Annotated in this window: 21 protein-coding genes and 1 pseudogene; 11 read left to right on the plus strand and 11 right to left on the minus strand. The window is 59.2% G+C overall.

Annotation, left to right across the window (positions count from 1 at the left end):
- Positions 1-194 precede the first annotated feature (194 nt).
- Positions 195-1,289: a hypothetical protein gene (locus tag ABIC03_RS32470; protein ID WP_354064168.1), complete on the plus strand. Its 1,095-nt coding sequence runs from the start codon at positions 195-197 to the stop codon at positions 1,287-1,289.
- Positions 1,290-1,872: 583 nt separating this feature from the next.
- Here ABIC03_RS32470 and ABIC03_RS32475 read toward each other — a convergent pair.
- On the minus strand, positions 1,873-3,027 hold the full coding sequence (locus ABIC03_RS32475) for an acyl-CoA dehydrogenase family protein (RefSeq protein ID WP_354064170.1): 1,155 nt from the start codon (positions 3,025-3,027) through the stop codon (positions 1,873-1,875).
- Positions 3,028-3,128: 101 nt separating this feature from the next.
- Here ABIC03_RS32475 and ABIC03_RS32480 point away from each other — a divergent pair, with 101 nt between their 5' ends.
- The 3 genes from ABIC03_RS32480 (at position 3,129) to ABIC03_RS32490 (ending at position 6,607) form a co-directional block, all read left to right on the plus strand.
- Positions 3,129-4,010, plus strand: coding sequence for a LysR substrate-binding domain-containing protein (locus tag ABIC03_RS32480; protein ID WP_354064172.1), 882 nt, complete (start codon positions 3,129-3,131; stop codon positions 4,008-4,010).
- A gap of 272 nt (positions 4,011-4,282) precedes the next feature.
- Positions 4,283-5,437 carry an ATP-binding protein gene (locus ABIC03_RS32485; RefSeq protein ID WP_354064174.1) on the plus strand — a complete coding sequence of 385 codons (1,155 nt, stop codon included), beginning with the start codon at positions 4,283-4,285 and terminating at the stop codon, positions 5,435-5,437.
- A gap of 585 nt (positions 5,438-6,022) precedes the next feature.
- Positions 6,023-6,607: a LabA-like NYN domain-containing protein gene (locus ABIC03_RS32490; protein WP_354064578.1), complete on the plus strand. Its 585-nt coding sequence runs from the start codon at positions 6,023-6,025 to the stop codon at positions 6,605-6,607.
- A 111-nt stretch (positions 6,608-6,718) separates the two neighbouring features.
- Here the strand turns inward: ABIC03_RS32490 and ABIC03_RS32495 are convergent, their stop codons facing one another.
- Both ABIC03_RS32495 and ABIC03_RS32500 read right to left on the minus strand, forming a co-directional pair.
- Positions 6,719-7,177, minus strand: a complete 459-nt coding sequence (locus ABIC03_RS32495) for a hypothetical protein (RefSeq protein WP_354064176.1) — start codon at positions 7,175-7,177, stop codon at positions 6,719-6,721.
- 474 nt (positions 7,178-7,651) lie between these two features.
- Positions 7,652-8,287: a MarR family winged helix-turn-helix transcriptional regulator gene (locus tag ABIC03_RS32500; RefSeq protein ID WP_354064580.1), complete on the minus strand. Its 636-nt coding sequence runs from the start codon at positions 8,285-8,287 to the stop codon at positions 7,652-7,654.
- Positions 8,288-8,908: 621 nt separating this feature from the next.
- Here ABIC03_RS32500 and ABIC03_RS32505 point away from each other — a divergent pair.
- The 3 genes from ABIC03_RS32505 (at position 8,909) to ABIC03_RS32515 (ending at position 10,930) form a co-directional block, all read left to right on the plus strand.
- Positions 8,909-10,000, plus strand: a complete 1,092-nt coding sequence (locus tag ABIC03_RS32505; protein ID WP_354064582.1) for an AraC family transcriptional regulator — start codon at positions 8,909-8,911, stop codon at positions 9,998-10,000.
- Positions 10,001-10,102: 102 nt separating this feature from the next.
- Positions 10,103-10,501 (plus strand): hypothetical protein, encoded by a 399-nt coding sequence (locus ABIC03_RS32510; RefSeq protein WP_354064584.1) that lies wholly within the window; start codon positions 10,103-10,105, stop codon positions 10,499-10,501.
- Positions 10,502-10,684: 183 nt separating this feature from the next.
- On the plus strand, positions 10,685-10,930 hold the full coding sequence (locus ABIC03_RS32515) for a hypothetical protein (RefSeq protein ID WP_354064178.1): 246 nt from the start codon (positions 10,685-10,687) through the stop codon (positions 10,928-10,930).
- A 28-nt stretch (positions 10,931-10,958) separates the two neighbouring features.
- Here the strand turns inward: ABIC03_RS32515 and ABIC03_RS32520 are convergent, their stop codons facing one another.
- Together ABIC03_RS32520 and ABIC03_RS32525 are read right to left on the minus strand one after the other, a co-directional pair.
- Positions 10,959-11,564: a response regulator transcription factor gene (locus tag ABIC03_RS32520; protein WP_354064586.1), complete on the minus strand. Its 606-nt coding sequence runs from the start codon at positions 11,562-11,564 to the stop codon at positions 10,959-10,961.
- 277 nt (positions 11,565-11,841) lie between these two features.
- Positions 11,842-13,782, minus strand: coding sequence for an alkaline phosphatase family protein (locus tag ABIC03_RS32525; protein WP_354064180.1), 1,941 nt, complete (start codon positions 13,780-13,782; stop codon positions 11,842-11,844).
- 220 nt (positions 13,783-14,002) lie between these two features.
- Here ABIC03_RS32525 and ABIC03_RS32530 point away from each other — a divergent pair, with 220 nt between their 5' ends.
- Entirely contained in the window at positions 14,003-14,944 is a 942-nt protein-coding gene (locus ABIC03_RS32530; protein ID WP_354064182.1) for a LysR family transcriptional regulator, read from the plus strand.
- A gap of 212 nt (positions 14,945-15,156) precedes the next feature.
- Here ABIC03_RS32530 and ABIC03_RS32535 read toward each other — a convergent pair whose 3' ends face one another.
- From ABIC03_RS32535 to ABIC03_RS32555, 5 genes are all read right to left on the minus strand, one after another.
- Positions 15,157-15,486, minus strand: coding sequence for a GcrA family cell cycle regulator (locus tag ABIC03_RS32535; protein WP_354064184.1), 330 nt, complete (start codon positions 15,484-15,486; stop codon positions 15,157-15,159).
- A gap of 38 nt (positions 15,487-15,524) precedes the next feature.
- Positions 15,525-15,701: a hypothetical protein gene (locus ABIC03_RS32540; protein ID WP_354064186.1), complete on the minus strand. Its 177-nt coding sequence runs from the start codon at positions 15,699-15,701 to the stop codon at positions 15,525-15,527.
- Between the two features lie 196 nt (positions 15,702-15,897).
- Positions 15,898-16,215 carry a hypothetical protein gene (locus ABIC03_RS32545; RefSeq protein ID WP_354064188.1) on the minus strand — a complete coding sequence of 106 codons (318 nt, stop codon included), beginning with the start codon at positions 16,213-16,215 and terminating at the stop codon, positions 15,898-15,900.
- A gap of 352 nt (positions 16,216-16,567) precedes the next feature.
- Complete coding sequence (locus ABIC03_RS32550) at positions 16,568-16,735, minus strand: low affinity iron permease family protein (protein ID WP_354064190.1); 168 nt, start codon at positions 16,733-16,735, stop codon at positions 16,568-16,570.
- Between the two features lie 176 nt (positions 16,736-16,911).
- Positions 16,912-17,853, minus strand: a complete 942-nt coding sequence (locus ABIC03_RS32555; RefSeq protein ID WP_502917356.1) for a PhnA-like protein — start codon at positions 17,851-17,853, stop codon at positions 16,912-16,914.
- Positions 17,854-18,564: 711 nt separating this feature from the next.
- Between ABIC03_RS32555 and ABIC03_RS32560 the strand changes: the two genes are divergently transcribed.
- From ABIC03_RS32560 to ABIC03_RS32570, 3 genes and pseudogenes are all read left to right on the plus strand, one after another.
- On the plus strand, positions 18,565-19,344 hold the full coding sequence (locus ABIC03_RS32560; RefSeq protein ID WP_354064192.1) for a YsnF/AvaK domain-containing protein: 780 nt from the start codon (positions 18,565-18,567) through the stop codon (positions 19,342-19,344).
- 307 nt (positions 19,345-19,651) lie between these two features.
- A pseudogene (locus ABIC03_RS32565) lies at positions 19,652-20,685 on the plus strand (IS110 family RNA-guided transposase).
- A gap of 1,167 nt (positions 20,686-21,852) precedes the next feature.
- Complete coding sequence (locus ABIC03_RS32570) at positions 21,853-22,008, plus strand: hypothetical protein (protein ID WP_354064194.1); 156 nt, start codon at positions 21,853-21,855, stop codon at positions 22,006-22,008.
- 204 nt (positions 22,009-22,212) lie between these two features.
- On the opposite strand, the gene ABIC03_RS32575 is transcribed toward ABIC03_RS32570, so the two are convergent.
- Positions 22,213-22,458 (minus strand): hypothetical protein, encoded by a 246-nt coding sequence (locus tag ABIC03_RS32575; RefSeq protein WP_354064196.1) that lies wholly within the window; start codon positions 22,456-22,458, stop codon positions 22,213-22,215.
- Positions 22,459-22,611 lie beyond the last annotated feature (153 nt).

Consider the following 22,611-nt stretch of genomic DNA (forward strand, 5'->3'; position numbering starts at 1 on the left):
GGGTGTCTTAGACATGGCGTGCTCCTTGTCTTTGGCGCCCCTTGCCAGCTTCGCTTGCTGGCGGGGCAGGAGCACGGCCGGACCATCCCATTAGCGGACTTAACAACAACCCCGCGGGGCCTCGAATCGTCCTACTCTGCACTCGCCACAGCTCGATAGTTTGGCTAGTTTCCCAAATGGTTTTGGGGGTGAAAATGAAGTTTGGAGGAATTTGTAGCGCCTTGACTGCAGCGGCGGCCTCAACGTGGATCTCGGTACACCCCGCCGCAGCTCAGTCCGGGGGCATCAGCATCTATCAGGAAATCAATAACAACGTGGTGCAGAACATCCTGCAGAACGTTCGCGACCAACTGCGCCGCCAAGGTGCTGTTCCGCCGTCCTCTGGAAGACTGGGGTTCGCTGCAACCGGTTCGGATTTCGACAACCGCGATCCTTTTGCCTTCCGTGGAGCCGAGGATGCCCGCCAAGCTTTAGCTTATGCGAAAGCCCCGAGCACCATACCTGACGTTGTTTCCGGCTGGCTTTACGGCGGCAATCTAATTGGCGGAATAGACCGCTCGATAACCGCGGGCACTGTGACCGATACCTCTTCAGTAACCGGAGCATTCGACGTTACGAAGATCGGAATTTTCACCGTTGATGACGCGCTGACGTTCATCGGGACGGGAGGCGGCTCCTGGTCCTACCAAGGCGGCCTTTTGACCGTCGACACCTCCGCACCTTCGACCTCGATCACGGTCTCTTATTTGAGGGGAGGACTTTCAGCCGATTTGACCAGCTTCGTCGGCTGGACAAGAAGCACGCTGTCAGCTCCTGGATTCCTGCCGGCTGTTATTGAGGGCAATTCGCTGGGCTCCACCGGGAATGTGCAATACCGGTTTGATTTTCCCTTTTCGGTGTTCATCGAACCGGGGATCGGAATGACCTACTCCGAAGGCTACACTAAGAACTTCGGCACCAAGATTTCCGACACGACAGAGGTGCACGGCGGCGCGCGGTTCGGGACCCAAATGAAATGGATGGATTATATAATTCAGCCGTCCCTCTCCCTGTTCGCGTATCAGATCACCGACTCCAGCGCGCTGGGAGCAGTCGGGCCTGTCATCCCATCGAGCGCAATCGGCTACCGCGGGTCTGGCAAGATTGCCGTGATCTGGAGCCCGAGCTTCTCGTCTTACTTCGAGGTCCACGCGATCGGGCAGACCGGCGGCCCTAGCATCCCGATTGCAGGATACAGCCCGACCCAGACAACTGGCTTTCAAGGGGGAATCCGCTACACTTGGAACTGAGCCCCGTCACGGCGGACGGAGCCCGTACCTTGATAAATCCTCGCAGTCATGCTCCACTTGAAGTCGATTGCATGGAGGACCACCCGTTATGATTATAAGAATTGCCTCGTTAGCAAGTGCAACGCTTGTTCTCGGCGTCCATCTGATTGCTTCCGATGCCTGCGCACAGAATTTCCAACGATCGGGCAACGGTGTCACGTTTGGAAATGGGGCCACCGCTCGCACGTTGCCCGCCCCCAACGCACCCAGATCAAACCCCGCCATTCCACCTGGTACTCAAAACATCTCCGGAGCTCGGCGAAATACAACTGATTTTTCAGTGAGCGGCCCATACATAGGCTTAAAACATATTGGAAACGTACCGTAAGGGCGCGATCAACGATTGAGTTCTTGCTGAGCCTCGTTCGCGCGGGATGATGAACCTCCTCAACATTATCCAAGAGAGATGATCCACTTCGGCTTTTGGCCCATCGCTTCCGTTGATGCGGTGCAGCTACATGTCAGTTCATAGGGGCAGACCGGAAATTTGCAGCCGAGCGGGACACCGACGCTCTTGACCCGTTGCAGACGAACCGTCTCTCACTCAAAATCGCGCTGTTCCAGCGTCTAAACCAAGTCCAACGCGTCCAGCAGTGACGTAGATCGAAGGATTCAAGGCGATATGCTTGGTGGCGGCCTGCACATCGCGAACGGCGCGTTCCAGTGCGCTGGTTTCGAAGATCGAGCCTGCGCCGGCCTCCGTCGCCACGCTGTCAACGATGCGACCTGCGGTCTCGCCCGCATGGGCTGCGGCCATCCGCAATCTCAGGCGCGCGTCGACGAGGCGATGGCCGCCAATATCAGTCGCAGTCATCAGCTCCGTCATTGCCTCGAGAAGGAATGCTCGTGCGGAGTTATGCAGCGTCTCGGCGCGACCGATCACTGCCTGTACGACTTCCCGATCGCGCATGAGACCGGCAGTCCCGAGCCGCCCCTTGTTGCCGCCCGCCAGCTTTGCAAAGCTCTCCATGGCACCCCTTGCGATGCCCAGTGGCACCACTGCAATCGTCCAGGCGAATGATGAGAGAGCTGGAATGCGATAGAGCAGCCCACCTTCAGCGGGTTTGTGGTCAATAAACGGGTGCATCCATTCGGCAGGAACGTAGGCATTGCCGACTTCCCAGTCCGAACTTCCGGTGCCGCGCAAACCTGAAACGTGCCAAGTGTCGTGAATCGTGACCTGCTTTCGTTCGAAATAACAGCAGAAGCGCGGCTGGTCAGGCGCCTGATTTCCGCCCATTGTCACCAAACCCATGAAGTGGGTGCCATGCGGTGCGCCACTTCCGAACGGCCATCGTCCCGAGACGCGGACTCCGCCATCGGCAGGCATGGCGGTCCCTACGGCCCCCGTTGCACTCACGATAAACGTGCGGCGGTCTTCGAACCAGCGGCACACCACGGCAGAAGGCAAATAGCCGCCGACGCGGCTCATACCGCCTCCATTGCCAACCAGCCAGCCGACAGCTCCGTCGAGCGCTGCTGCGCGTTCTACGACGCTCATGAAGGCGAGCGGCGACAACTCAGGGCCGCCAAGCGATGCGGGTAGCCAGAGCCTGAAGAACCCTCCATCGGCCAGCGCTTTAACAACGTCTCCATGCAGTTGCCGTTCACGATCGAATGCCGCCCGATGTTCGGCAATCAACGGCTGGATATCTTCAAGAGCCTCCAGAAACGGGGCTGCACTGTCATCTTCCCGCATAAGTCCATAGTCGGCATTTGCTTCCGGGGGGCAAGTCTGAACATTTCATGTTCAGATGAGATGATTTCATCTACATTGTCCGAATGCGAAAGTTACCGCCCTTGACGGAGTTGCGCGCCTTTGAGGCCGCGGCACGTCATCTGAGCTTCAAGCATGCAGCAGGTGAACTTGGCGTCACACCGACGGCCATCAGTCATCAAATCAAGCTTCTGGAGCAGCATTGTGGTCGCCCGCTATTCCGTCGCCGGCCGCGACCGCTGGCGCTGACCTCGGCAGGCAGACAGCTGTTTCCGGTCGTCCGTGACGGATTCGGAAGATTTGCCGAGACACTTTCCAATATCAAGAGCAGCCACGCGGGCCGGCATCTGCGCATCACGGCGACAAACGCCTTTGCCGCCCGCTGGGTATTGCCACGGCTGCAGTCTTGGCGGGCGGCGCATCCACGGCTCAAGCTTGACATTGTCGGCACCGACGCCGTGCTCAATCTCGAGTCGGACGAAACTGATGTTGCGATCCGCTACGCTCTCGGGCCACCGGCCGATGGAAATGTTGTCGAGTTGATGCGCGACACCTTCTACGTGGTAGCAAGCCCAAAGCTCGTGGACACGCGAGCGACGAAGATGCGGCTGGTAGATCTGGCCCGACTTCCGCTCATCGAGGCTGCATGGCCGCCGGGCGATACACACGCGCCGACTTGGCAGCGCTGGCAGCGGGCGGCACTCCCCTTGTCCAAACGCAAACTTGCTTCGCTTGTGAGTTTGAGGTTTCAAGAGGAACTTCACGCTATCGAGGCCGCCATCGCTGGTCAAGGTGTGGCCATCTGCAGCGATGTCCTGGTCGCCGCCGAATTGGCGAGCGGCGTGCTCGTTCCGGTATCGCCGGTCACTCTGAGTGGCTATGGATTCTACATCGTCCATCGCGCGGGTGCCGGGAATGGTCCTACCATAAGGAAGTTCATCAGTTGGGCCAGGGCCGAGGTCTAATTCGGCGCTACGTCGACGGCAATCACCGCTTGTACGCCCGTTGCCGCCTTTGGTTACTGAGGCCACAATGTCTGCCTTCAGAAGATTAGCCGACCCCAGCGCGAGTCGGTGCGGAAGTCAGCCTGTGACCCACAGCGGACATGCCGTCCGCACGCCAGAATGGCCGCCTCACGCGGCGTAGGGGCGTTCGCGCTCACCAAATAAGTGTTGTAAGGAACCCGCCAACTGGCTGTAGTCAAATATGGCGCTGTTGCCGTTAGAGGGATAATCATTTGTCAGAGCGCGTCGCCGCCGCCGAAACAGTCCGACTTGCAGATTTTATCCGGGCAAACGTTGATCCTATCGTTGAGGAGTGGGTTAAGTTTGCAGGGACCCGCACGCCCGCCAGTGAGACCATGACCCGATTGGCCCTGCAGGACCATATCGTAGAACTTCTTACCTTCATTGCTGATGACCTTGAGACTGCTCAAACTCATACTGAGCAAGTTGAAAAGTCACAAGGGTTGGGAGCAGCGGACGGCAACTTCACTCGGAGTGCGGCGGAAATCCACGCCGCGCTGCGCCTGTCCGATGGTTTCAACATAGACCAGATGGTCTCCGAATATCGCGCCTTGCGCGCAAGCGTCATTAAGCAGTGGACTGCTGCCAGTCCGGCACTTTCGATGACGGATTTAGAGGACATGACGCGCTTCAATGAGGCGCTAGATCAGGCGATGGCAGAGTCGGTTGCCGAATACACCAAGATGATCAATCAATCGCGGGACATGTTTCTCGGGGTCCTGGGCCATGACCTGCGAAACCCAATCGGTGCCGTCTTGATGGCGGCGCGCCGGATGACGAAGCAGGGCGGGGCAACCAGTACACAAAACAGGATGGCGGAGCAGATTGAAAAAACAATGGAGCGCGCCACATCGATCCTGGATGACCTTCTGGAGCTGACGCGCTCTGCCTTCGGATCTGCAATCCCGCTGCGACGGACGGAAATAGACCTGAGCGTACTCGGTGCTCAGATCGTGGAGGAAATGCGGTCGCTGTCGGATGTAAGGCAGATTGAGTTGACAACCGTCGGTGAGACGAGAGGCGAATGGGATCAGGCCAGACTGGGCCAGGTGTTTTCCAACCTGATCGGCAATGCGCTGCAGTACAGCGCTCCTCGCAGCACGATCGCCATGAAGATCGTGGGTGAAGTCGAACAGGTCCTGGTATCAGTGCACAATGACGGCGAACCGATTCCGCCCGACCAGCAGAAGTCCATCTTTAATCCACTGACGCGAGGTACCGATGGAGGCGCCAGCACCCACTCCGCAAATTTGGGCCTTGGCCTTTTCATCACGCATAAGATCGTCTCTGCCCATGGCGGAACCATCACAGTTCATTCTGCAGTCAATGAAGGGACAACCTTTACCTTGGCCTTGCCCCGGAAGTGAACGAAAAAGGTTTAGGAGCTCCGCCGCCGATTCCCTCGTAAATGGTTCCGTCGAACAAAAACGCTGACACGTTCAGCAGCAGTACACCTGGACTCTCTATGTCTACTCTTGGCCCACAGCGGACTTCTATCCGGCGATTGTCGGGGGACACTTTAGAAAAGAAGGGCGAATGAGTCAGAAGCGTTGACCAACCTGAAGCCGCGCAAATTCTGCTATTGTTAGAAGTCCGAACGTGGGACCTGTGCGCGGGGGCAACGGTGACAAACTCGGAAGTCTCCAACGAGCACCCGGAAAAAGTGGCATCCCGTGAGGAGCAACCGGGGAAGCCGCCATCAGATCGCAATTTGAAGGTACGGCTGCGGGCACGATTGCATTGATCGCGGGCGCGCTCGCTCGATTGCCGCCGTCGGTGCGATCGCGGGCGGCCTCGTCGGCTAGCGGTTGGCCCTCAAAAGCAAATCATTGGCTTTTTAGAACAAGCGCTCACCCGCAGTGCTTGCTATGGCGCTCGCCAGTAAGAACGTTGACGTTCATGTCAGCGCCGGCTGCCGGCCAACGGTTTTTGTGAGCAAGGTCGTTTCCATTATGTCCCTATCACGCTTTAGCAAAATTGCAGCTTTCATCGACGGTCCCAACCTCTACGCTACAGCGAAGGCCCTCGATTTTGATCTCGACTACAAGCGGCTACTGAACGAGCTTCGCAGCCGAGGGACGTTGGCCCGAGCCTTCTACTACACAGCGATGATCGAAGATCAGGAATACACGTCCATCCGCCCGCTGGTCGATTGGCTCGATTACAACGGCTTCACCGTGATCACCAAAGCCAGCAAAGAATTCTTCGACGCCAATGGCCGCCGCAAGGTCAAGGGCAACATGGCTATTGAGCTCGCGGTGCATGCGATGGAATTGGCTCAGCACGTTGATGAGATCATTCTGTTCTCGGGAGACGGAGATTTCCGTACGTTGGTCGAAGCATTGCAGCGGAGCGGGGTGCGCGTGACGGTCGTCTCGACGGTTTCGAGTCAACCGCCTATGATCGCAGATGAGCTGCGGCGCCAAGCAGATGTCTTCACCGACCTCTTAGAATTGCGAAATAAGATTAGCCGCGATCCATCAACTCGTCCGAGGCTGGGATCTGCTGAACGTCCCGCATCGGACGGGATCGCCTGACACTGCGGAAAAATCAGCATTTTTGAGCGGGGTTACTGGCTATTAGTTCAGGTGGTCTTGTCCCGCGTGTGTAGTGCCTCGCGCAGAGGAAAGGAGCTGGGGGCGTGATGACTACGACCGCAGGAAAACTGCAGCGTCCAAATAGCAGCGGGGAAACATAGTCTGCAACTGCGTCCCGCGGAGGAAAATTGTGTGAGGCGACAAACCACCTCGCCCTGAGATCCAACTCCGAACTGGGGCCGGGTACATCGAATACATCATCCGTGTAGCTTCTCGATTTGTAATATGGCGTCCGCCAGCGCCGAAGTCCCATGCTGCGTGGAACGCAAGGTTTGCCCTCTCAGTCACGCAAACTCTACCTGATGGGATCTTTGCTAATACGATCGTACAGGCGGATGCGCAGAGGCCATCGATTACTACGGTTTGGCCGGTGCCCTTCAACCCATCGTAACGATCCAGGTAGCGTTGGATCAAACCACCCCGATCATTAACAATTCTCACTACGGCGTGGCTATCGCCGGCGCATGCAAACAAGAATGCCGAAGAGAGCAACAGAGTAAGAGTTTTCATCTTTTGCCTCTCCGACTGAGACATTAAGTAGCGACTATCATGACGGTTCTTGACTGCGCGAGATGGAGTTGCGGCTTCGCGATGCGCGAGTGAGCTTGCAGCAGTCGCCGCCTCTGGCATTACGATTTCCGCTATCAATAAAAGTTCGGACCGAGTTTGCCTGCGGGTAGGAAGACGAGTTGATCTAAGTCAATAAATCGGCCAAGCGGGGAGGCGACCGGCGTCCGTATCGTTGGAAGCTTCACTGCATCGGATCCAGTGCATGCGCAAAAAAGTGTCAACGTTTCTGTGCGGAGCCGGGGCCTATGCGGCAGAGACTCCGCCCGTTCTGCTCCCGGTTCTGCGCCGCAACGCTTGCGTGGTGCAGCTTGTCCGGGAAAAAGGCTCCAGATGCGCCTTCCATAGATGGCCATCGCTGCGAAGTTTGCCGCAAGCTCTGCGCAGGATCCGGACCAGAAGAAATTTACGCGAGCCTCACCCCTGGCTCGCCGCGCGCGCGAGGTCTCGGTGTTCCTTGAGCTTGGGGCGGTCGCGGGTGAGCTCGAAATTGGTGCAGAGCAGTTCGGTCTCCTCCAGCGCGACCGGGGCGCGATACAGCCGGCACGTGAATTCCGCCGTTGCGCGCCTCTTGCCGGTACCCGGCCCGCGCTCGGTAAGAAACATGCAGTCCCGGCACACGCTGGCATCGAGCCGCTGATGTGCCGCGTCCAGGTGACTGAGGATCGCCCGCAGCAAATCGCGCAACCTGACGCACTCGTCGGCTCCCAGCGCCGTGACGGCGTTCAGCACGTGATTGACCGGATCGTGCTGGTTCAGGCACTTCTCGCCCTGCGCAGTGACGTGGAGCACGATGGAACGCTTATCCTTTTGCGACGGTTTTCGCACCAGGAAGGATTTGCTCTCCAGCGTCTTCACGATCTGCGATGCAGTCGCTCTGGTGGCGCCGATGAAGCCAGCGAGCGCGGACGGTGTGCGCGAAAACCTGTTGGCGCGGCCGAGAAAGCGCAGTGCCATCCATTCCCGATCGCGCAATCCATGCTGATTGCCTTCGAAATACCAGATCCTCGACGCTTGAACCAGCAGCTCCACGGCTTCTCTTGCCAATAGCATGAATTCTACCTTGCCCCGTAAGTCATAACGTCTGCGGCACCCGGAGCCGCCTTCCGTTGCCGCGTACGAGCCGTTTGCGAGAAACCGCACCGCCCGCAATGTCCGACACATGCAACGTGCTCTGCTCTCGCGTAAGCGCCCTTCGGGTGCGTGCTGCCGTCGATCAAAGTTCGTCTAGTGTCTTTTGGAGGCATTGACCAACCGCGACCGTTGCTCGGGGATTAGCCTGAGCATTGGGTTAAGGTCGGCCGGACATAGTCGTAGCCAGCAGACACGCGCTTGCTAGAGGTCGCCAGATTTTTGTTCTTTGAGGCCACAAGTCCATTGCGGCGCAAAAGCTCTGCAAACGGACCGATGCGCCTGCGTGAGGTAGCGACCGGGATAGCCGGCGACGGGTCCATCTTGGATCGCTGGTCGCCCAGTGTTTGACCTAGATCAAACATTGCGAATGCAATGACCTCAGGTATTTGGAAAGAAATCGAAGCCCCGCAACTTTTTGAGTTCCCGCCGGAAAAAAGCGGGCTTTGGAGGAGCAGCACTTTGACGTTCCGGAGTCGGGCAAATGTGAAAGGGCGCTGCACGGGGATGTTTCCATTATGCAAGTGCGGGGATCGCCCTATGATGGCCCGCCATAGATGTGGGGGCCTTAACGTCTTGAGCAGGTCAGGAACGAGCTATAGGTCGGCGGGAAGCCTGAGTGCGATACCTAGCGCGACGGGCGGGATTGCTCGGCTGGCCTGCGCGCGCGTCGCTGAGTCTGGCAAAGATCCAGCTGCGCTGCTCTCCCAGGCAGGATTGACGCTAAACGACTTCCGCGACCCTGCAGTCCGGCTCGAGGTTGCGACCCAGATCAAGATTCTTGAATTGGCTGCTCGAGAATTGGAGGACGACATCTTGGGCTTCCGGCTCGCCCGGAGCTTTGATCTGCGTGAGATCGGCCTTGTCTACTACGTTATGGCTTCATCGGAGAATGTCGCCGACGCGCTTCGTGCCGCGGAACGGTACAGCCGGATTATGAACGATGGAGTCCGACTGCGTTTCAACATGGAGGGGCGTACTGCGGCCATTGCGCTCGAATATGTTGGTGTCGATCGAAGGGGCGAGCGGCATCAGATCGAATTCTGGCTGGTGACGCTGGTTCGGATCTGCAGGCAGGTGACGGACGGCCGTCTGGTGCCGTCCAGGCTCCAAGTGAGGCACCTGCGAGCCGGAATGCCCCCCGAATTTAGAACGTTCTTTGGCAGGGACGTTGAGTTCGGCGCGGACGGCGATGTGATCTCTTTTCCGGTGCCAGTCGCACTGCTTCCGCTGGTCGGCCGCGACGGCTATCTGCACGATTTGTTGCGACGCTATGCGGAGGAAGCGTTGGTACGGAAAGCGCCGCACGGCGCGACGGTCCGTTCAAGAGTCGAGAAGACGCTTACTCCACTGCTGCCTCACGGTAGAGGGGTCGCGAAGGAAGTCGCGCGGCAGATGGGACTGAGTACCCGCACGTTGTCGCGCAAGCTTGGCGAAGAGAAGACGTCCTTCGCTGAAATCCTTGATCAGTCGCGGGCCGCGCTCGCCAAGCGCTATCTCGAAGAGGAGCAGCTGCCCGTGTCCGAAGTTGCTTGGCTGCTTGGGTATCGCGAACTGAGTTCACTCACACACGCGTTCAAGCGATGGACGGGAATGACACCACGACAGTTCCGGTCAAGGTCTCAACCGAGCTGAGCAAACGCGTCGGTCGAGCTGTGCCTCTGCAGACACACGCAGGCGGACCTCGGCAGAGGCGACCAGGACCGGCTGGTTTACTTCGCCTTCGATCTCCTGTGGCTGGACGCCGTAGACCTCGGCAGACTTGCGCAGCTTGCCCGCAAGGAGCTGCTGAAGCAGCTGATAGAAGAGAACGAACTGGTAGCACCGATCTTCTACAGCGAGCACCATGGAGGTGATGGTCAGGCGTTGTTCGAGGCGGCCAGCAAGCTCAACTACGAGGCCATAGTCTCCAAGCGGGTTGATGCGCCGTACCGGTCGGAGCGGGTTGAGGCTTGGCAGAAGATCAAGACGGTCCAACGTGAGAAATTCCCCGTCGTTGGGTTCATAAAGGACCCGTCCGGCGTTGCCGCCCTCTACCTCGGCAAGCAGGAAGGGAAAGACCGTTACATCGGGAAGGTCGGCACGGGCTGGAGCCGGACCAAATCTGCGGAGATCCGCAAGGCCACAGCGGACTAGAGCTGCCGAGGTTGAGTTCTTCGCATTTTGACCCAGAGCGGACATGAAGTCCTTTTCGGTGCAGCACCCGACGCAGAGGGCGTCAAAATGTTGATCTAAGTCAACCCTCGGAGAGCAGATAATTGTCCAGAATCAATGCGCTCAAAAGATCGGAAACAGATGAGCGAAAGAGTTGTGCGGTTCTTGGCCACGATTATCGAGCGGTGCCTCGACGAGTATGACATGCAGCCGCCGTTCGTTGTCCGTGCTGTGGGTGACAGCGGCAACGCACTGGTAGTGCACATCAACGAACTGGGGCAGCTTTTCGTTGCGACTAAGCGCCGCGAGAATGAAACGTTCACACTGCCCCTAAATATCAATGTCGTCGGCTGCGGTAAAATAGCGCGCCTGGTCATCGAGCGGGACGGCAATATCGGCCGATTTCATTGATCCATCGAAGTTGGATGCCACCGGGCCGCTAATCTGGTTCACGCGTAGAGTGATATAGACGCTCAGCGATCAGAACCAGTTCGGCCAACGTCAGGACCTGCATTTTCTCCATAACCCTTTGTCGATGCGCCTTAATCGTGCGTTCGGTCGCGCCCAGCTCAAGGCCCATAAGCTTGTTCGTCTTGCCTCGTGTCACCAAGTCGAAAACCTGCCGCTCCCGGGGCGTCAAAGTAGCAATTCGAGCGCGCAGGGTGTTCAGACGGTTCCGGAGCTGCATTAATGCATCATGCCGAGCTACCGCGCGCTCAATTGCAGCGAGTAGTATGTCGTATGTCACCGGCTTGGCTAAAAAGTCTTCCGCACCTGCCTTGATGGTCTGCACGACTATGTTGGTATCTACGAGGACGGAAACAAACACAACTGGCAGCACCGAACCGTCTTCGTGGAGCCGGGCTTGCAGCGTAGGTCCGGATATGCTCGCATCGACGAGAACGCAGCCAAGCCGGTTTTCGTCGCGCTCCTGATCTAGGAATTGTGCGGCAGACGAATATACCTGCACTTCGTATCCGGCTAGCTGCAATTGCTGCCGGGCAGCAGTGTAAAACGAAACGTCGTCATCGACGATGTAGACCACGGTTGGCAACGCAAACCCCCCTGATCACAGCGTTGCTGTGTCTACGGGGGGTCCGTAACCGCCGTGCGCGTAAAATCGTTTACATAAAATTACTCCTGCCACCCTACCGAAGTTGATCTCTTCCGTCTGTAGCTAAATACACAGTTCCGCTCTCATGAGGGTCATGTCCTTCGCGCATGCAGCGCTCGAATGTCTGCCTTTGGCCCGCACCTGACCTGCGGAGGGCGGCCCGTCGAGGGCCGCTTGTGACCCACAGCGGACTCGATATCAGACCATCCTATTCCCGGATCGCTCTCGCGTAATCGAAATAGGTGTATCTCCTGCTACCGCGGCTCAGCACCTTGGTTTGCAGCTCGACTGCATAGGTGGTGAATCTTGGATCGATGCCGCTGCCGTCGAGATCGGTCGGCAGCTTTACGGTCAGGCCGGTCACGGTAGAAGAGCGGTGCGCCTTGCGCAGCACGCTGAAGTCGGTGAACGGGGGGCCGTCCTGCAGCGCCTCCTCCAGAACGCGCCCCTGCATGTCCGGCATGTCAAGCTTGAGGATGTGCGCGACAGTCGGGGCGATGTCGACGTTGGCCGTGGGGAGCGTGTCGTAAAGGCCCGCTTTGAAATCGGGCCCGCGCGCCAGCAGCGAGATCCGTGTGTCGGTCGGCGAGAAGCTGCCGTGGTCGCCGCGACGGTTGACCGAGCTCGCATAGCTGATGCCCAGCTTCCCGGCCACCGGAATGGATTCGTCGTAATTGAAGCTGACCATTATGTCCGGCGCTCGTCCGGCCACCTTTGGTTCGGTATTGATAAGACTCATAGGCAGCGTGCCAACGATCTCGCCGTAGCGGTCGCTCACGAAGATTGCGCCGAATTGCTGGCGACTCTGCAGGCTGGCAACGGCGGCCTTTACTACGTCGCGGTTGCCGTCCGGAACGAACAGGTAGTCGCTGCCGGCGTTGGCGGCCACGACGATCGCGCCCGGCGGGACTGGCTTCGGCAGCACGAAGGCCGACGAGGTAAGTTCCTGCGGCTTGCCGCAAACGCTTCCGTCCTCGTCATTCCGCCGCGGCTGCAGGTGCGTGCCGTCGGGCAGGATGCCAGAAAGGATCGGGATCACGCGGCAGCCGGCGCCGTCGTAGGCCTTGAGCCCATCCCGCGTCAGCAGCTCGGCCGTGCGCACGAAGCCCGACACCGAGTAACCGTGCGGATCGAGCACGCCCGCGCCGCCGTCAGCGATGTCGCGCAGTGGGAAGTGTCCGACGTCGCCGGAAACCGTGCTGTGATTGTGATCCTGGGTGATGATGATGTCGGTCGACTGCTCCCAGCCGAGCCGGCGAAGCTTGTCCATGACGCGTCCCAGGATCTCGTCGTTCATCCGGGTGGCGTCGATCGAATTGGGAGTCCCCGGTCCATAGGCGTGATTGGTGGCATCCGGCTCCTTCGACCAGAACACAGTCAGGTCCGGTTGCCTGGCCGGCAGGATGTAGTCGACGAACACGTCGGTCAAGTAGCGGAAGGCGCGCCGCGACAGCGCGCCGCTGCGATCGAGCGGGTTGGCGCTCTGCCCGTCCTTCAGCCGCTGAATCAGAATCGGCGCAGTGGGATCCCCGTTGTCCTTGGCAAGCGCCAATGCACCCGCCGGATGGGCGTTAACGCTGTTGCGTGGCAGCGCGTAGCCGGTGTTCTGCAGTTCCTTGGCGAAGGCGAGCGGTATCGCCGTGTCCTCGTCTAAGATGATGCCACCGCGTCGGTAGTCCTGGATGAAGGCGGCACCGAACTTGCCTACCGCTGCAGTGGTCAGACCCTTGGCTTGTGCTGCTTGCAGCAGTGTCGGGACCAGCGTCAACCTGCTCTGGTAGGCCTCGCGCACCGCCTCCACCACGCCGAAATCCTCGATAAAGACCGGCGCCGAAAAGTCGATCTCTGTACCTTTGGCGTTCTTTCCGCTCGCGCGCGGCGCGTACACCACGTTGCCGTAGAATCCGTGCGCGCCCGGATAGGTGCCGGTGGCGATAGAGGCGGAGTTCATCATCGTGAAAGTCGGATAGACCGCGTGATGGTCGGCGAAGACGACGCCCGTTCGCGCGAGCGCGAAGTAGTTCGGCGTGATCTCCGGCGTCAGGTCGTCGGCGCGCAGCCCGTCCCAGACGAAGACGATCACGCGCCGCTTGGCAGATGCGTCCGGCTGCTGCGCGTACATGTCGCCGGGGCGCGCGAGCAGCAGCACGGGGAGGGCCGCGAGGAGAACAAGCGATCTCGGTTTCATGGTTCGCCTCCCTTCAGGGTGGCAATGACGATCCGCCCTCCGGAACCGACTGCGCCGGCGCCAGGGCTGTTAGCAGGGGAAGGTTAGTTACTGGATGCGTCCCGGTGGAGGTTAGGAACAACCTGCTTTGCCGTCCAATACATAATTGTACTATTGATTATGCAATTTGGAGATAAGCAACATGGACATCAAGCGCCTGCGTACGTTCGTTACAGTCGCTGACCTCGGCACAGTGTCGAAGGCGGCGTCGCGCCTGGGCATCAGCCAGTCCGCGCTGTCGCGGCAAATTGCTGATCTCGAATACGAATGCGGGTTCAAGCTGTTCGACCGGATCGGCCGCCGCCTGTTCCTCACCACGCGGGGCGAGCAGCTCCTGGGCGATTGCCGCGGAGTGTTGGGGCAAATGGGCTCGCTTGGCGCGCGGATCGAACTGCTTAAGCGCGGGGACTCCGGCGTGGTCAAGGTTGCGGCACCGCCGCAGACGATTGAAAGCGTGCTTTCGAAATTCCTGCCGCGCTATGCCGAACGCTTCCCCAACGTGCGGGTGAAACTAATTGAAGCGCTCGGCATGGATCAGGTGCCGCTCATCGAGCGCGGCGAGGTCGACGTCGGGATTCGGCACGACCAAGGCGTCCACCCGTGGTTGGAAAGCCTCGCGATGCCGCCGGACGACGTACTGGCCGCTTGCCCGCGGTCGCTGCCGCTCGGCCGCAACGGGATGGTCAATATCTTCGAGCTCGCCGCCCATCCGCTGTTGCTGCCAGACGAGGGCTATTCGGTGCGCCGCCTGTTCAACGCCGCCTGCCGCATCGCCGGCATCGAACCCAACATCCTGCTCGAGAGCCGCGCGCCGCACACCTTGCTGGCGCTCGTCGAAGCCGAGCAGGGTGTTGCCATCATTCCGTCACTGCTGCGAGCCGACCGCTACCGGCTGAAGATCGCGCGCGTGACGCACCGAGGAAAGCCGCTGCGCGACCGCTATGTCATGCAGTGGGACAAACGGCGTGCGATGCCGGCCTATGCTCGGACCTGCTGCGATGCGCTCGCGGCCTATATGCGCGAAGTGCTCCCGATCACGCGGCCGTCTTCCGGGACGGCGCTAGTTGCCGGAGGGGTGCCGTAGCGGATCATTCGATCGATGTCGGTTATTGGCCCGTTGCCGGCCTTCGCTTACAGGCCCCCATGTCTGCCTTCAGCAGATAGGCCGACCTAGGTCAGGCAGGTGTCGAAGTCAGTCTTCGACCCGAAGCAGACGAACTTGGCAAGGTGCCCCCCCCCGAACCGCCGAGCCGAGCCGAATACTCAGCACAGCGCAACCGCGTTCGCGGTGACCTCTTAGCCGGTGTTTTTGACCGCCTCAGCCAGTATCTCGTAAAGCTGCCGCTTGCTGAGTTGGTTGGGCTGCTGCCTGTGCGCTGCGTTCCGCGACACCTTCTTTGCGACTGGACGGGCGCAAGCTCCCGACGACGTCGCCCTCAGCTTCGGCGTCGGCCTTATCTTGGGCCTTGCCGTGGGCGGCTTGTGACCGCGCTTCAGGCCCTGACGGGTCAGCATGCCGCAGACCGCCTTACGACTGCACCCGAGGCGCCGCGCTATCTGCGCCGCGCTATGTCCTGCGGACCAGAGCCTGGTGAGGAGCCCTATGTCTTTCGCATCCCAGCCCATGGAGGATGTTATAGCACCGACGGCCGATCACGCGTCAATCAGTCTTCGTCCGGCTCGCGCACGACCGTCGGTTCGTCAGCGCCGTCTTCGTCATCTTCATCCTCCTCGTCCTCATCATCTTCCTCGGGATCTCTTGGCGGTGTCGCGCTGCCCATAAGCACGAGCGGTGTCCAGCAGATCGCTGTGTTGGAGGCTCCGAAGGTGTGTTGCTTCATGTCGTTGCTGCTCCTCGAAAATCATCCTCGGTGAATTCCTGACCGGCGGCACGCGCAATGATCCAGGGCGCGACTTGTCGCCAACGCGAGGGTGACATCATGGTCGATGACCAACCGCGGAGGTGGGCGCTCGATCTGAGCGCCGTGCTCAAGCTGACCTTGGCACAACTCGCCGCCGACGCGAGCGCTGATGGCTCTATTTTGGAGCGCCGGTCTGGCTGCCCGAGCCCGTCGTCTGCTCACTTCCCGGTCGGCCCGGCGGATGCGCAGAAGCCCCCGGCTTGTCTTGATCGGCAACGTAACCGGATTCTCCGGAGTTGCGCGTCTTGACCCCTTTGTCTGCATCACGCTGCATCTGCTCATTGGGCTCGCTAGTCTTGAGCCCTTTGTCTACATCACCGTGCATCTCCTGCTTGGTTTGCTCACTAGGTGCGGCCTTTTGCTGTTGCGCCGCTGCTTGGAAGGCAATCGCGCTTCCGGCAACGACAATCATCGCGAGAGTTGCTATTCGCATGCGTCTCCTCCAGTGCATTGCCCCGGTCTGCTAAACGCGCGGATTCCCCAACGTTTCCTGGTTCCGATTGCCATTTTTAAAGGTACGTCCTTGCAATCAGATGGGATGGGCTCAATGCCGCGATTAGCCCGAAGGGAAGACTGCCATCGTGTCCGGCACGTCGGCAGTCTGGGGCAGACCGGACATCTTGGGCAAGGCCGCCACAGTTCGCCAGAACAGCCTACACACCCGATCGGATTCTGGCCGCAAACGAAAACGGCCGAACCTACAGGCGTTCTGTTGACACGTCCTCCGAATGGCACTCTACCTGGTGCTGCCGAATTCTCTCGCCTGCATATTTCGGCTCGTCCCATCAGGAATGGAACTGAGCCGCCCGTTCTTGCTCGACTTCCTTGGCGTCCTTGTCGTCGAGGGTCATGAGTGAGTTCTTCGCATCCCAGTTAACCCTCAACAGTTCGTCTAACTTTGCGTGAAGAGCTTGCGTGTCGCGGTGCTCAGCTCGCTGAATCACCAAGGTCATCCCCCACGTCGAAAGCGTCGCCAGATCGTGCCACCCCAGCCCACCGCCAATGGAAGGCCCAGAGTAGTCCGTACACGACAAAGACAGCGAATGCGGCGGGACGCGAGGCGAGGACTCCGAGATCCGTAAGCCAGCTTCGGACCTTCTGGAAAGCCAATGTGGTCAGGCATCCCGGCCTAGGTTGTTCTGACGGAAACAGTCGGAGTCACAGCGCTCGCACGACCACCGAAAAATGCAGCTAGCGCGCCCAGAAGGAGGGCAAGGGCACCGAATAATGCGCCCTGCGATACACGCTTCGCCGCGGTGTCGGCCGCCTGTTTTGCCTGCTCTTTGGTCTTCGCTACCGTCTCCTTGTACTGCTGCTGATACTGAGCGATCTGGCCTTTCGCCTCGTCTTGAGAGATGTTCTGCGCCTTGGCCAAGGCGTCCGCCGCCTTATCATTCGCAGCGGCCTGTTGAGCAGGGTCGCCATTTAGTGCCGCTCGAACAGCTGTCATTGCGGCGTCACGAAGTGCTGCAGGATCCTGGCCGCCGGACCCGCTTCGCACTTTGCTTTCGATGGCTGCCATTGGGTCGGCAACGTTATTCAGAGAGGGCGCTGCGCTCTGAACCGCAGTCTGAACTGTTCCGCCAAGAGCCTTACCTGCTCCACCAAGAGCCGAGGACGTCGTGCTGACAGCGCCACCGATCATGCCGGAGGCAGCCGACGAGAGAAGATAGACCACAGTGAGCGTCGAGACTGCCCAAGATATTAGACCGTGATAAGCTGTCGTCGATTGCGATGCTTTGCCGGAAAGCCGGCCAGCAATGTACCCGCCGAGCGCAGCGGCGACTATTCCCGAGACGACAAACCAAATCCCAGCACCGACCGACATTGAGCCCGCGCTAGGCGCGTCGCCTTGAGCGATATCCATCGTCGATAGACCGACGCCCAGCCCGACCATATTGAGGATAATCTGCATGACTAGCCCGATCACGGCCCCTGCGAAAACAGCGCCCCAAGCCACCTCATTCAACATGATCGTGCGTATGTCGTCGGCAGGAGCGACTTCACTCCTCTGCGGAGGAGATCGATGATTCTGGCGAGGCGCTTCGGTTGGGTAAGCCATGGTGTCCATACCTAGGAAGGAGAGGTTCATGCGCTAACCGGGCGTTTCATCATGACGTTCCTAATTCAAGCCGTAGGCAATTTCCCGGAGCACCACGCTCCTGCTCTTGGTCTGCGACGTAAGCGATACAACCCGCGTACTTGCTGGCGTGCATAGCGCTGCCGATTTCTCTCAAGCGGAGGAGTTCTCGTAACGAGGAAGCAAAGTGTCGGGCGGTGCCAACTGCAAACTCTAAGGGAACCAAAGGTGTGGCCTCGGCGAGATTTGCGACTGTTAGTAGGTAGGCGATCCCAAACCAATAAGTCGATGGACCTGCCCGAATGGCCCACTCCTCAAAGAGGTACTCAAATGACGCGGGGGACTACTGCTGCCATAGGACCTGCCAGTAGGAATGCCTCGACTGCGTTGCTCTGAAACCCCGGCCAAAGGCGACAAACACCAAGGAGCCCACGAACGGCCCGAGCAACACGAATGCCGACCAACGTCTCACAGACCACCTTTGGTCGCACCTTATGCGTAGCCGTTATCGATTGATGTGCTCAGCACGGCTCCGCCAATCCCTTCACCGCCGATCATCCTCAGCGCCATCTCAACGTTCCGCTCGCTGCCACCTTTTTCCCCGCTGCAATGTGAGGCTCCGCGCACGACTAGTGCTTGGGAAAAAAATTAAGAACGATGCGATGAAGCTGACGTTGAGGCACGTCCATAGAGGAGGCAATCATGCAAGGACAATGCGTAGTAGCAGTATACAACTCCCGCAACGATGCGGAGCAGGCGTACCGTGCTGTGGTCGGTTCAGGAGTTCCCTCTGACCATGTTAGGCTCAGCAATCAGCAGCCTTCGCAGGGCTCCAGCTCTGAACGAGTAGACGCCAGCTCCGGTGGAGAGAGCATCTGGGACTGGCTGTTTGGAAGTGATGTGCCGGAAGACGAACGCCGTGTTTACGAGGGCCATATGGCAAAAGGTGGTGCGGCTTTGTCAGTGTTGGTGGACTCACCTTCAATGGCCGACCTCGACCGTATCGAAGGAGTGCTACAGCAATACAATCCTGTAGAGATTCACGAAGAAAACAGAGATAGCTCCACAGCAGGCGGAAGCGGACTATCAGGAAGCGCGGTAGGGCAAGCAGGATATGGCGCTCAGGACGGAGAGCGCGAGAAAGTCATCCCTCTTCCTGAAGAAGAACTGAAGGTCGGCAAGCGGGCCACGGAGACGGTCAAACATATACGGACCTACGTCGTTGAGGAGCCCGTGCAAAAGGACGTGCGCCTTCGTGACGAACGAACTGTGATCGAGCGTCGTCCAGCCACGGGAGCTGCGACAGGGCAGCCCATGGAACGCGAATACGAAGTGCGAGAATTGCATGAGGAACCCGTAGTCCAGAAAGACGTTCGAGCCGGGGAAGAACTGGTCGTTCACAAGGAAGCGACCGAACGTACCGAAACGATCGCCGACACGGTGAAGAAAACCAAAGCCGATATCGACAAATCTGGACGTTAGGACTCCGTCTCCCCTTGCAAGCACAGCAGGTCGATATTCGGCAGCAACGCGCGGGGGCGGCATTAGTCCCGCCCCCGCTTCCTAAACATGTTGGAATCCCCGGTGTGCTGAATGTTCTTGTGACCGAGAGGCTCGCAAAGCTGGCCTACCGTATAGTTCAGCTAACAGTCGGGGGCGACCGTAGGCTGACTTCTTATGACCGAGATATGCGCTTCCGCTTGTGATGCTGTGGACGGCTCCTCCACGGGCACGAGAGTGCCAAACAATGGGCGCCGTTTAAGGCTCCCACGATTCGGAGGAGCAGCCTATGCAGTCAATTTCAACGATTGGTCTGGATATAGCGAAGTCGGTCTTTCAAGTGCATGGGGTCGATGCAGCCGGCCAGGTGATCATACGCCGTCAGCTCAAGCGCCGTTTCGTGCTGTCCTTCTTTGAGAAGTTGCCGCCGTGCCGGGGATCGAGGCTTGCGCGTCCTCGCATTATTGGTCGCGCGAGCTGCAGGCGTTGGGGCATACGGTGCGATTGATGCCTCCGGCCTATGTGAAGCCCTACGTTAAGCGGCAGAAGAACGACAGCACCGACGCAGAGGCTATTTGCGAGGCGGTCACAAGGCCCAACATGCGGTTCGTGCCGACCAAGACCATCGAACAACAGAGCTGTCTGATGCTTCATCGCGTGCGCCATCTCTTCATTCGCCAGCAGACTGCCGTCATCAACTCGATCGGCGCATATCTGGCCGAGTTCGGGATTGTTGCCGTTGCCCCCGTCGGGCGCAGGGGTGTCGAACAGCTGTTAGTAGTCGTCGCCGATCCAGCCGACCGCCGAGTTCCGGAGGTGGCCCGCGCGTGTCTTGCGGCTCTCGGCGGCCAGTTGCGGGCACTGAAGGCTCAAATCCTGGAGTTCGATAGGCGCATTATTGCCTGGCATCGATCAAACGCGACGAGCAAGCGACTGGATGCGATCCCTGGCGTCGGTCCAGCACTGGCAACGGCGCTAGTCGCGAGCGTTGCCGATGCCAAGACCTTCCGATCGGGGCGGGACTTCTCGGCTTGGGTCGGGCTCGTGCCGAAGCAGAACTCGAGTGGGGGCAAGGACAAGCTTGGCCGGATCAGCAAGCAAGGCGATCGCTATTTACGCAGCCTATTCACGGCGGGCGCACTCGCCGTGATCCGCTATGCCAAGATCCATGGCACAAGCCATCGGCCTTGGCTCACTGCGTTGTTGGCACGGCGCCCTACCAAGGTCGCAGCCATCGCACTCGCCAACAAGCTCGCCAGGATGGCATGGGCGATGATGACCAGGAACGAACCCTACAAGGAACCCGCCGGCCTCACGGCGTGAACGAGATCACAGCCGGTCATCCGGCTGTGACGTAACGGTTGGAAGGGCGAACAGCACTAATGCAGCGCCGGTCGATCCGGCGATCAGGACAACCCACATGGGCCAGGGCATCTTCGAATGCGTGCTTTTGATCGGGACCTGATCCGCGGAGGGCATTATGGCCAGCGGTGATGAGTACCGCACAAGAAGGCCGAACACATGGCTGCTCCGACCAACGCCGCAAGTGAAGATTCTCCTTGCCAACCCGGAGCCGTCCACACATGGCCCATCGCTTCCGTTGGCGGGGTATCGCTGCACGTCGGCTCACAGAACGCGGTGACCCGCCGAGCTACACCACGCCACGGGACACGATCTAGTTTGAAATTCGCACCGGCTTTGGAATGCCGAACCGAATTGACTCGCGCTTGTGGAACCACATCATTTATGGCTCCGCATCACCGCCCCGCCTCTCGCTTTTATCGGTGACTGAGAGTTTTTGCGCTCCCGCCACTACCGGAGCGTTGTCATGCCGAACTCACGCCATGAGCCTATTTGCCCAAGTTGCAACCGTTCGATGACGTTGCAGCTACAGCCCGGTGGCGTGCCGCCCGGACCTTCCAATGCCTTGATTGCGAGCGGCCGGACCCGATGAAGTCGCCTCAGGTGCAGGCCATCATGGGCCCGTTACAGCCCGTGAAGCCTCAGGAGCAATAGGGCCGCCTGCGGTCGGCGCGGTGATTTGCTTTCTTCACTTTTGCAGGCTTTGCCGTGGGCGTCGGTCGCTGAGAGATCGCGCGCTCCCGCCTGCTTTACGGGAGCGAAGCATGACCAGCGACAGCACCAGCTTTGAAACGCGGAAACTGCTAGAACGCGCCGATCGGGCCGTTGAGGAAAGTGTCCGCCTCCGGGCGCTCAATCGGAACACAGGGAAACGGTACAGATCGCCTTCTCTGAGGTTGAATGGCAGATTTCTCGGCCGTAGGCGGACTTGGAACCATCCTCCCTAACATAACGTTGCAACTCGATGCCGCGAGAAATTGCTATCACGCTATGGTCCTTATCTGCCGCCTGCGTGGTGGCGTTTAGCTTTGCGGCTATCCTCTCTCCTCACTAAGTGAATATGCAAAACAAGCTAAGAGGCCGCCCTGAGTTGTTGGCGGCCTCTTCGTTGTCGCCAATCGCAAGGAAATGGCCCAAGCAAATCCGGGGCTGATTGCAGCCGCGATTTTCATTGCCGTCGTGGTGGCGCTGGACGAGCACTATTCCCACGGTGTTTACACCGATCGCGCGCAAGCGATGCTGCGCGAAATCCAGCATCGTTCAGGTGGTAGTCTCGCTCGATGAAGCGGGAGGACTCGGCATCGGCAGCCCGTATTGCTGCGCTCGCTTCGCCGCCAACTTTCGGTAGGACTGAGCTTGCGCCAGCAACTGGTCTTTGAGGCGTGAATCAGATCCATCTGCGGCCAGCGCTTCAAGCTGAACTGCACGCTCAAGATAGTCCGTCAACTGCTTCACTGGTCCCTACTTCCCGGGAAGGCCGTCCTCTTGTCACGCCACGCCGGGTTTGACAGCCTTCAAAAGGTTGCTCAACGGCGGCGGCGGGGCAGTGTTTGGCTTGGTCAACCAGTCGCTCATCTGGGCCGCCTTTTCCGCCTGATCCGCACGCTTCATCAGAAGCTCGCGTTCGGTGCCGGGAGCAAGCCGCTCTGCGGCTTCCCTGAACTTCGCCGCCTCTTCCATCAGGCGCTCCGCGAATGTCTTGATATGCGTGACCGGACGGCGACGCTCGCTCATGCGTTACTCCCACCCTTGCACCGCGAAATGGGCGCTCTCGGACCTTGACATAAGAACGCAGAGTGGGAACATAAGTTCCATCGCGGGAACGGACAAACGGGAAAGGCGATGACGCTAACGGATCGTGTCAGGTCAAAGCTAGAAGTCGTACTA

Source organism: Bradyrhizobium sp. RT6a (assembly GCF_040547675.1).
Taxonomy (GTDB): Bacteria; Pseudomonadota; Alphaproteobacteria; order Rhizobiales; family Xanthobacteraceae; genus Bradyrhizobium.

Bases quoted from the DNA above. Each gene is read 5' to 3' on its own strand.
- ABIC03_RS32470 (WP_354064168.1), top strand. From the start codon at position 195: ATGAAGTTTGGAGGAATTTGTAGCGCCTTGACTGCAGCGGCGGCCTCA.
- ABIC03_RS32475 (WP_354064170.1), bottom strand. From the start codon at position 3,027: ATGCGGGAAGATGACAGTGCAGCCCCGTTTCTGGAGGCTCTTGAAGAT.
- ABIC03_RS32490 (WP_354064578.1), top strand. From the start codon at position 6,023: ATGTCCCTATCACGCTTTAGCAAAATTGCAGCTTTCATCGACGGTCCC.
- ABIC03_RS32495 (WP_354064176.1), bottom strand. From the start codon at position 7,177: ATGAAAACTCTTACTCTGTTGCTCTCTTCGGCATTCTTGTTTGCATGC.
- ABIC03_RS32500 (WP_354064580.1), bottom strand. From the start codon at position 8,287: ATGCTATTGGCAAGAGAAGCCGTGGAGCTGCTGGTTCAAGCGTCGAGG.
- ABIC03_RS32505 (WP_354064582.1), top strand. From the start codon at position 8,909: ATGGCCCGCCATAGATGTGGGGGCCTTAACGTCTTGAGCAGGTCAGGA.
- ABIC03_RS32530 (WP_354064182.1), top strand. From the start codon at position 14,003: ATGGACATCAAGCGCCTGCGTACGTTCGTTACAGTCGCTGACCTCGGC.
- ABIC03_RS32535 (WP_354064184.1), bottom strand. From the start codon at position 15,486: ATGGGCTGGGATGCGAAAGACATAGGGCTCCTCACCAGGCTCTGGTCC.
- ABIC03_RS32540 (WP_354064186.1), bottom strand. From the start codon at position 15,701: ATGAAGCAACACACCTTCGGAGCCTCCAACACAGCGATCTGCTGGACA.
- ABIC03_RS32545 (WP_354064188.1), bottom strand. From the start codon at position 16,215: ATGCGAATAGCAACTCTCGCGATGATTGTCGTTGCCGGAAGCGCGATT.
- ABIC03_RS32550 (WP_354064190.1), bottom strand. From the start codon at position 16,735: ATGACCTTGGTGATTCAGCGAGCTGAGCACCGCGACACGCAAGCTCTT.
- ABIC03_RS32555 (WP_502917356.1), bottom strand. From the start codon at position 17,853: ATGGACACCATGGCTTACCCAACCGAAGCGCCTCGCCAGAATCATCGA.
- ABIC03_RS32560 (WP_354064192.1), top strand. From the start codon at position 18,565: ATGCAAGGACAATGCGTAGTAGCAGTATACAACTCCCGCAACGATGCG.
- ABIC03_RS32570 (WP_354064194.1), top strand. From the start codon at position 21,853: ATGGCCCAAGCAAATCCGGGGCTGATTGCAGCCGCGATTTTCATTGCC.
- ABIC03_RS32575 (WP_354064196.1), bottom strand. From the start codon at position 22,458: ATGAGCGAGCGTCGCCGTCCGGTCACGCATATCAAGACATTCGCGGAG.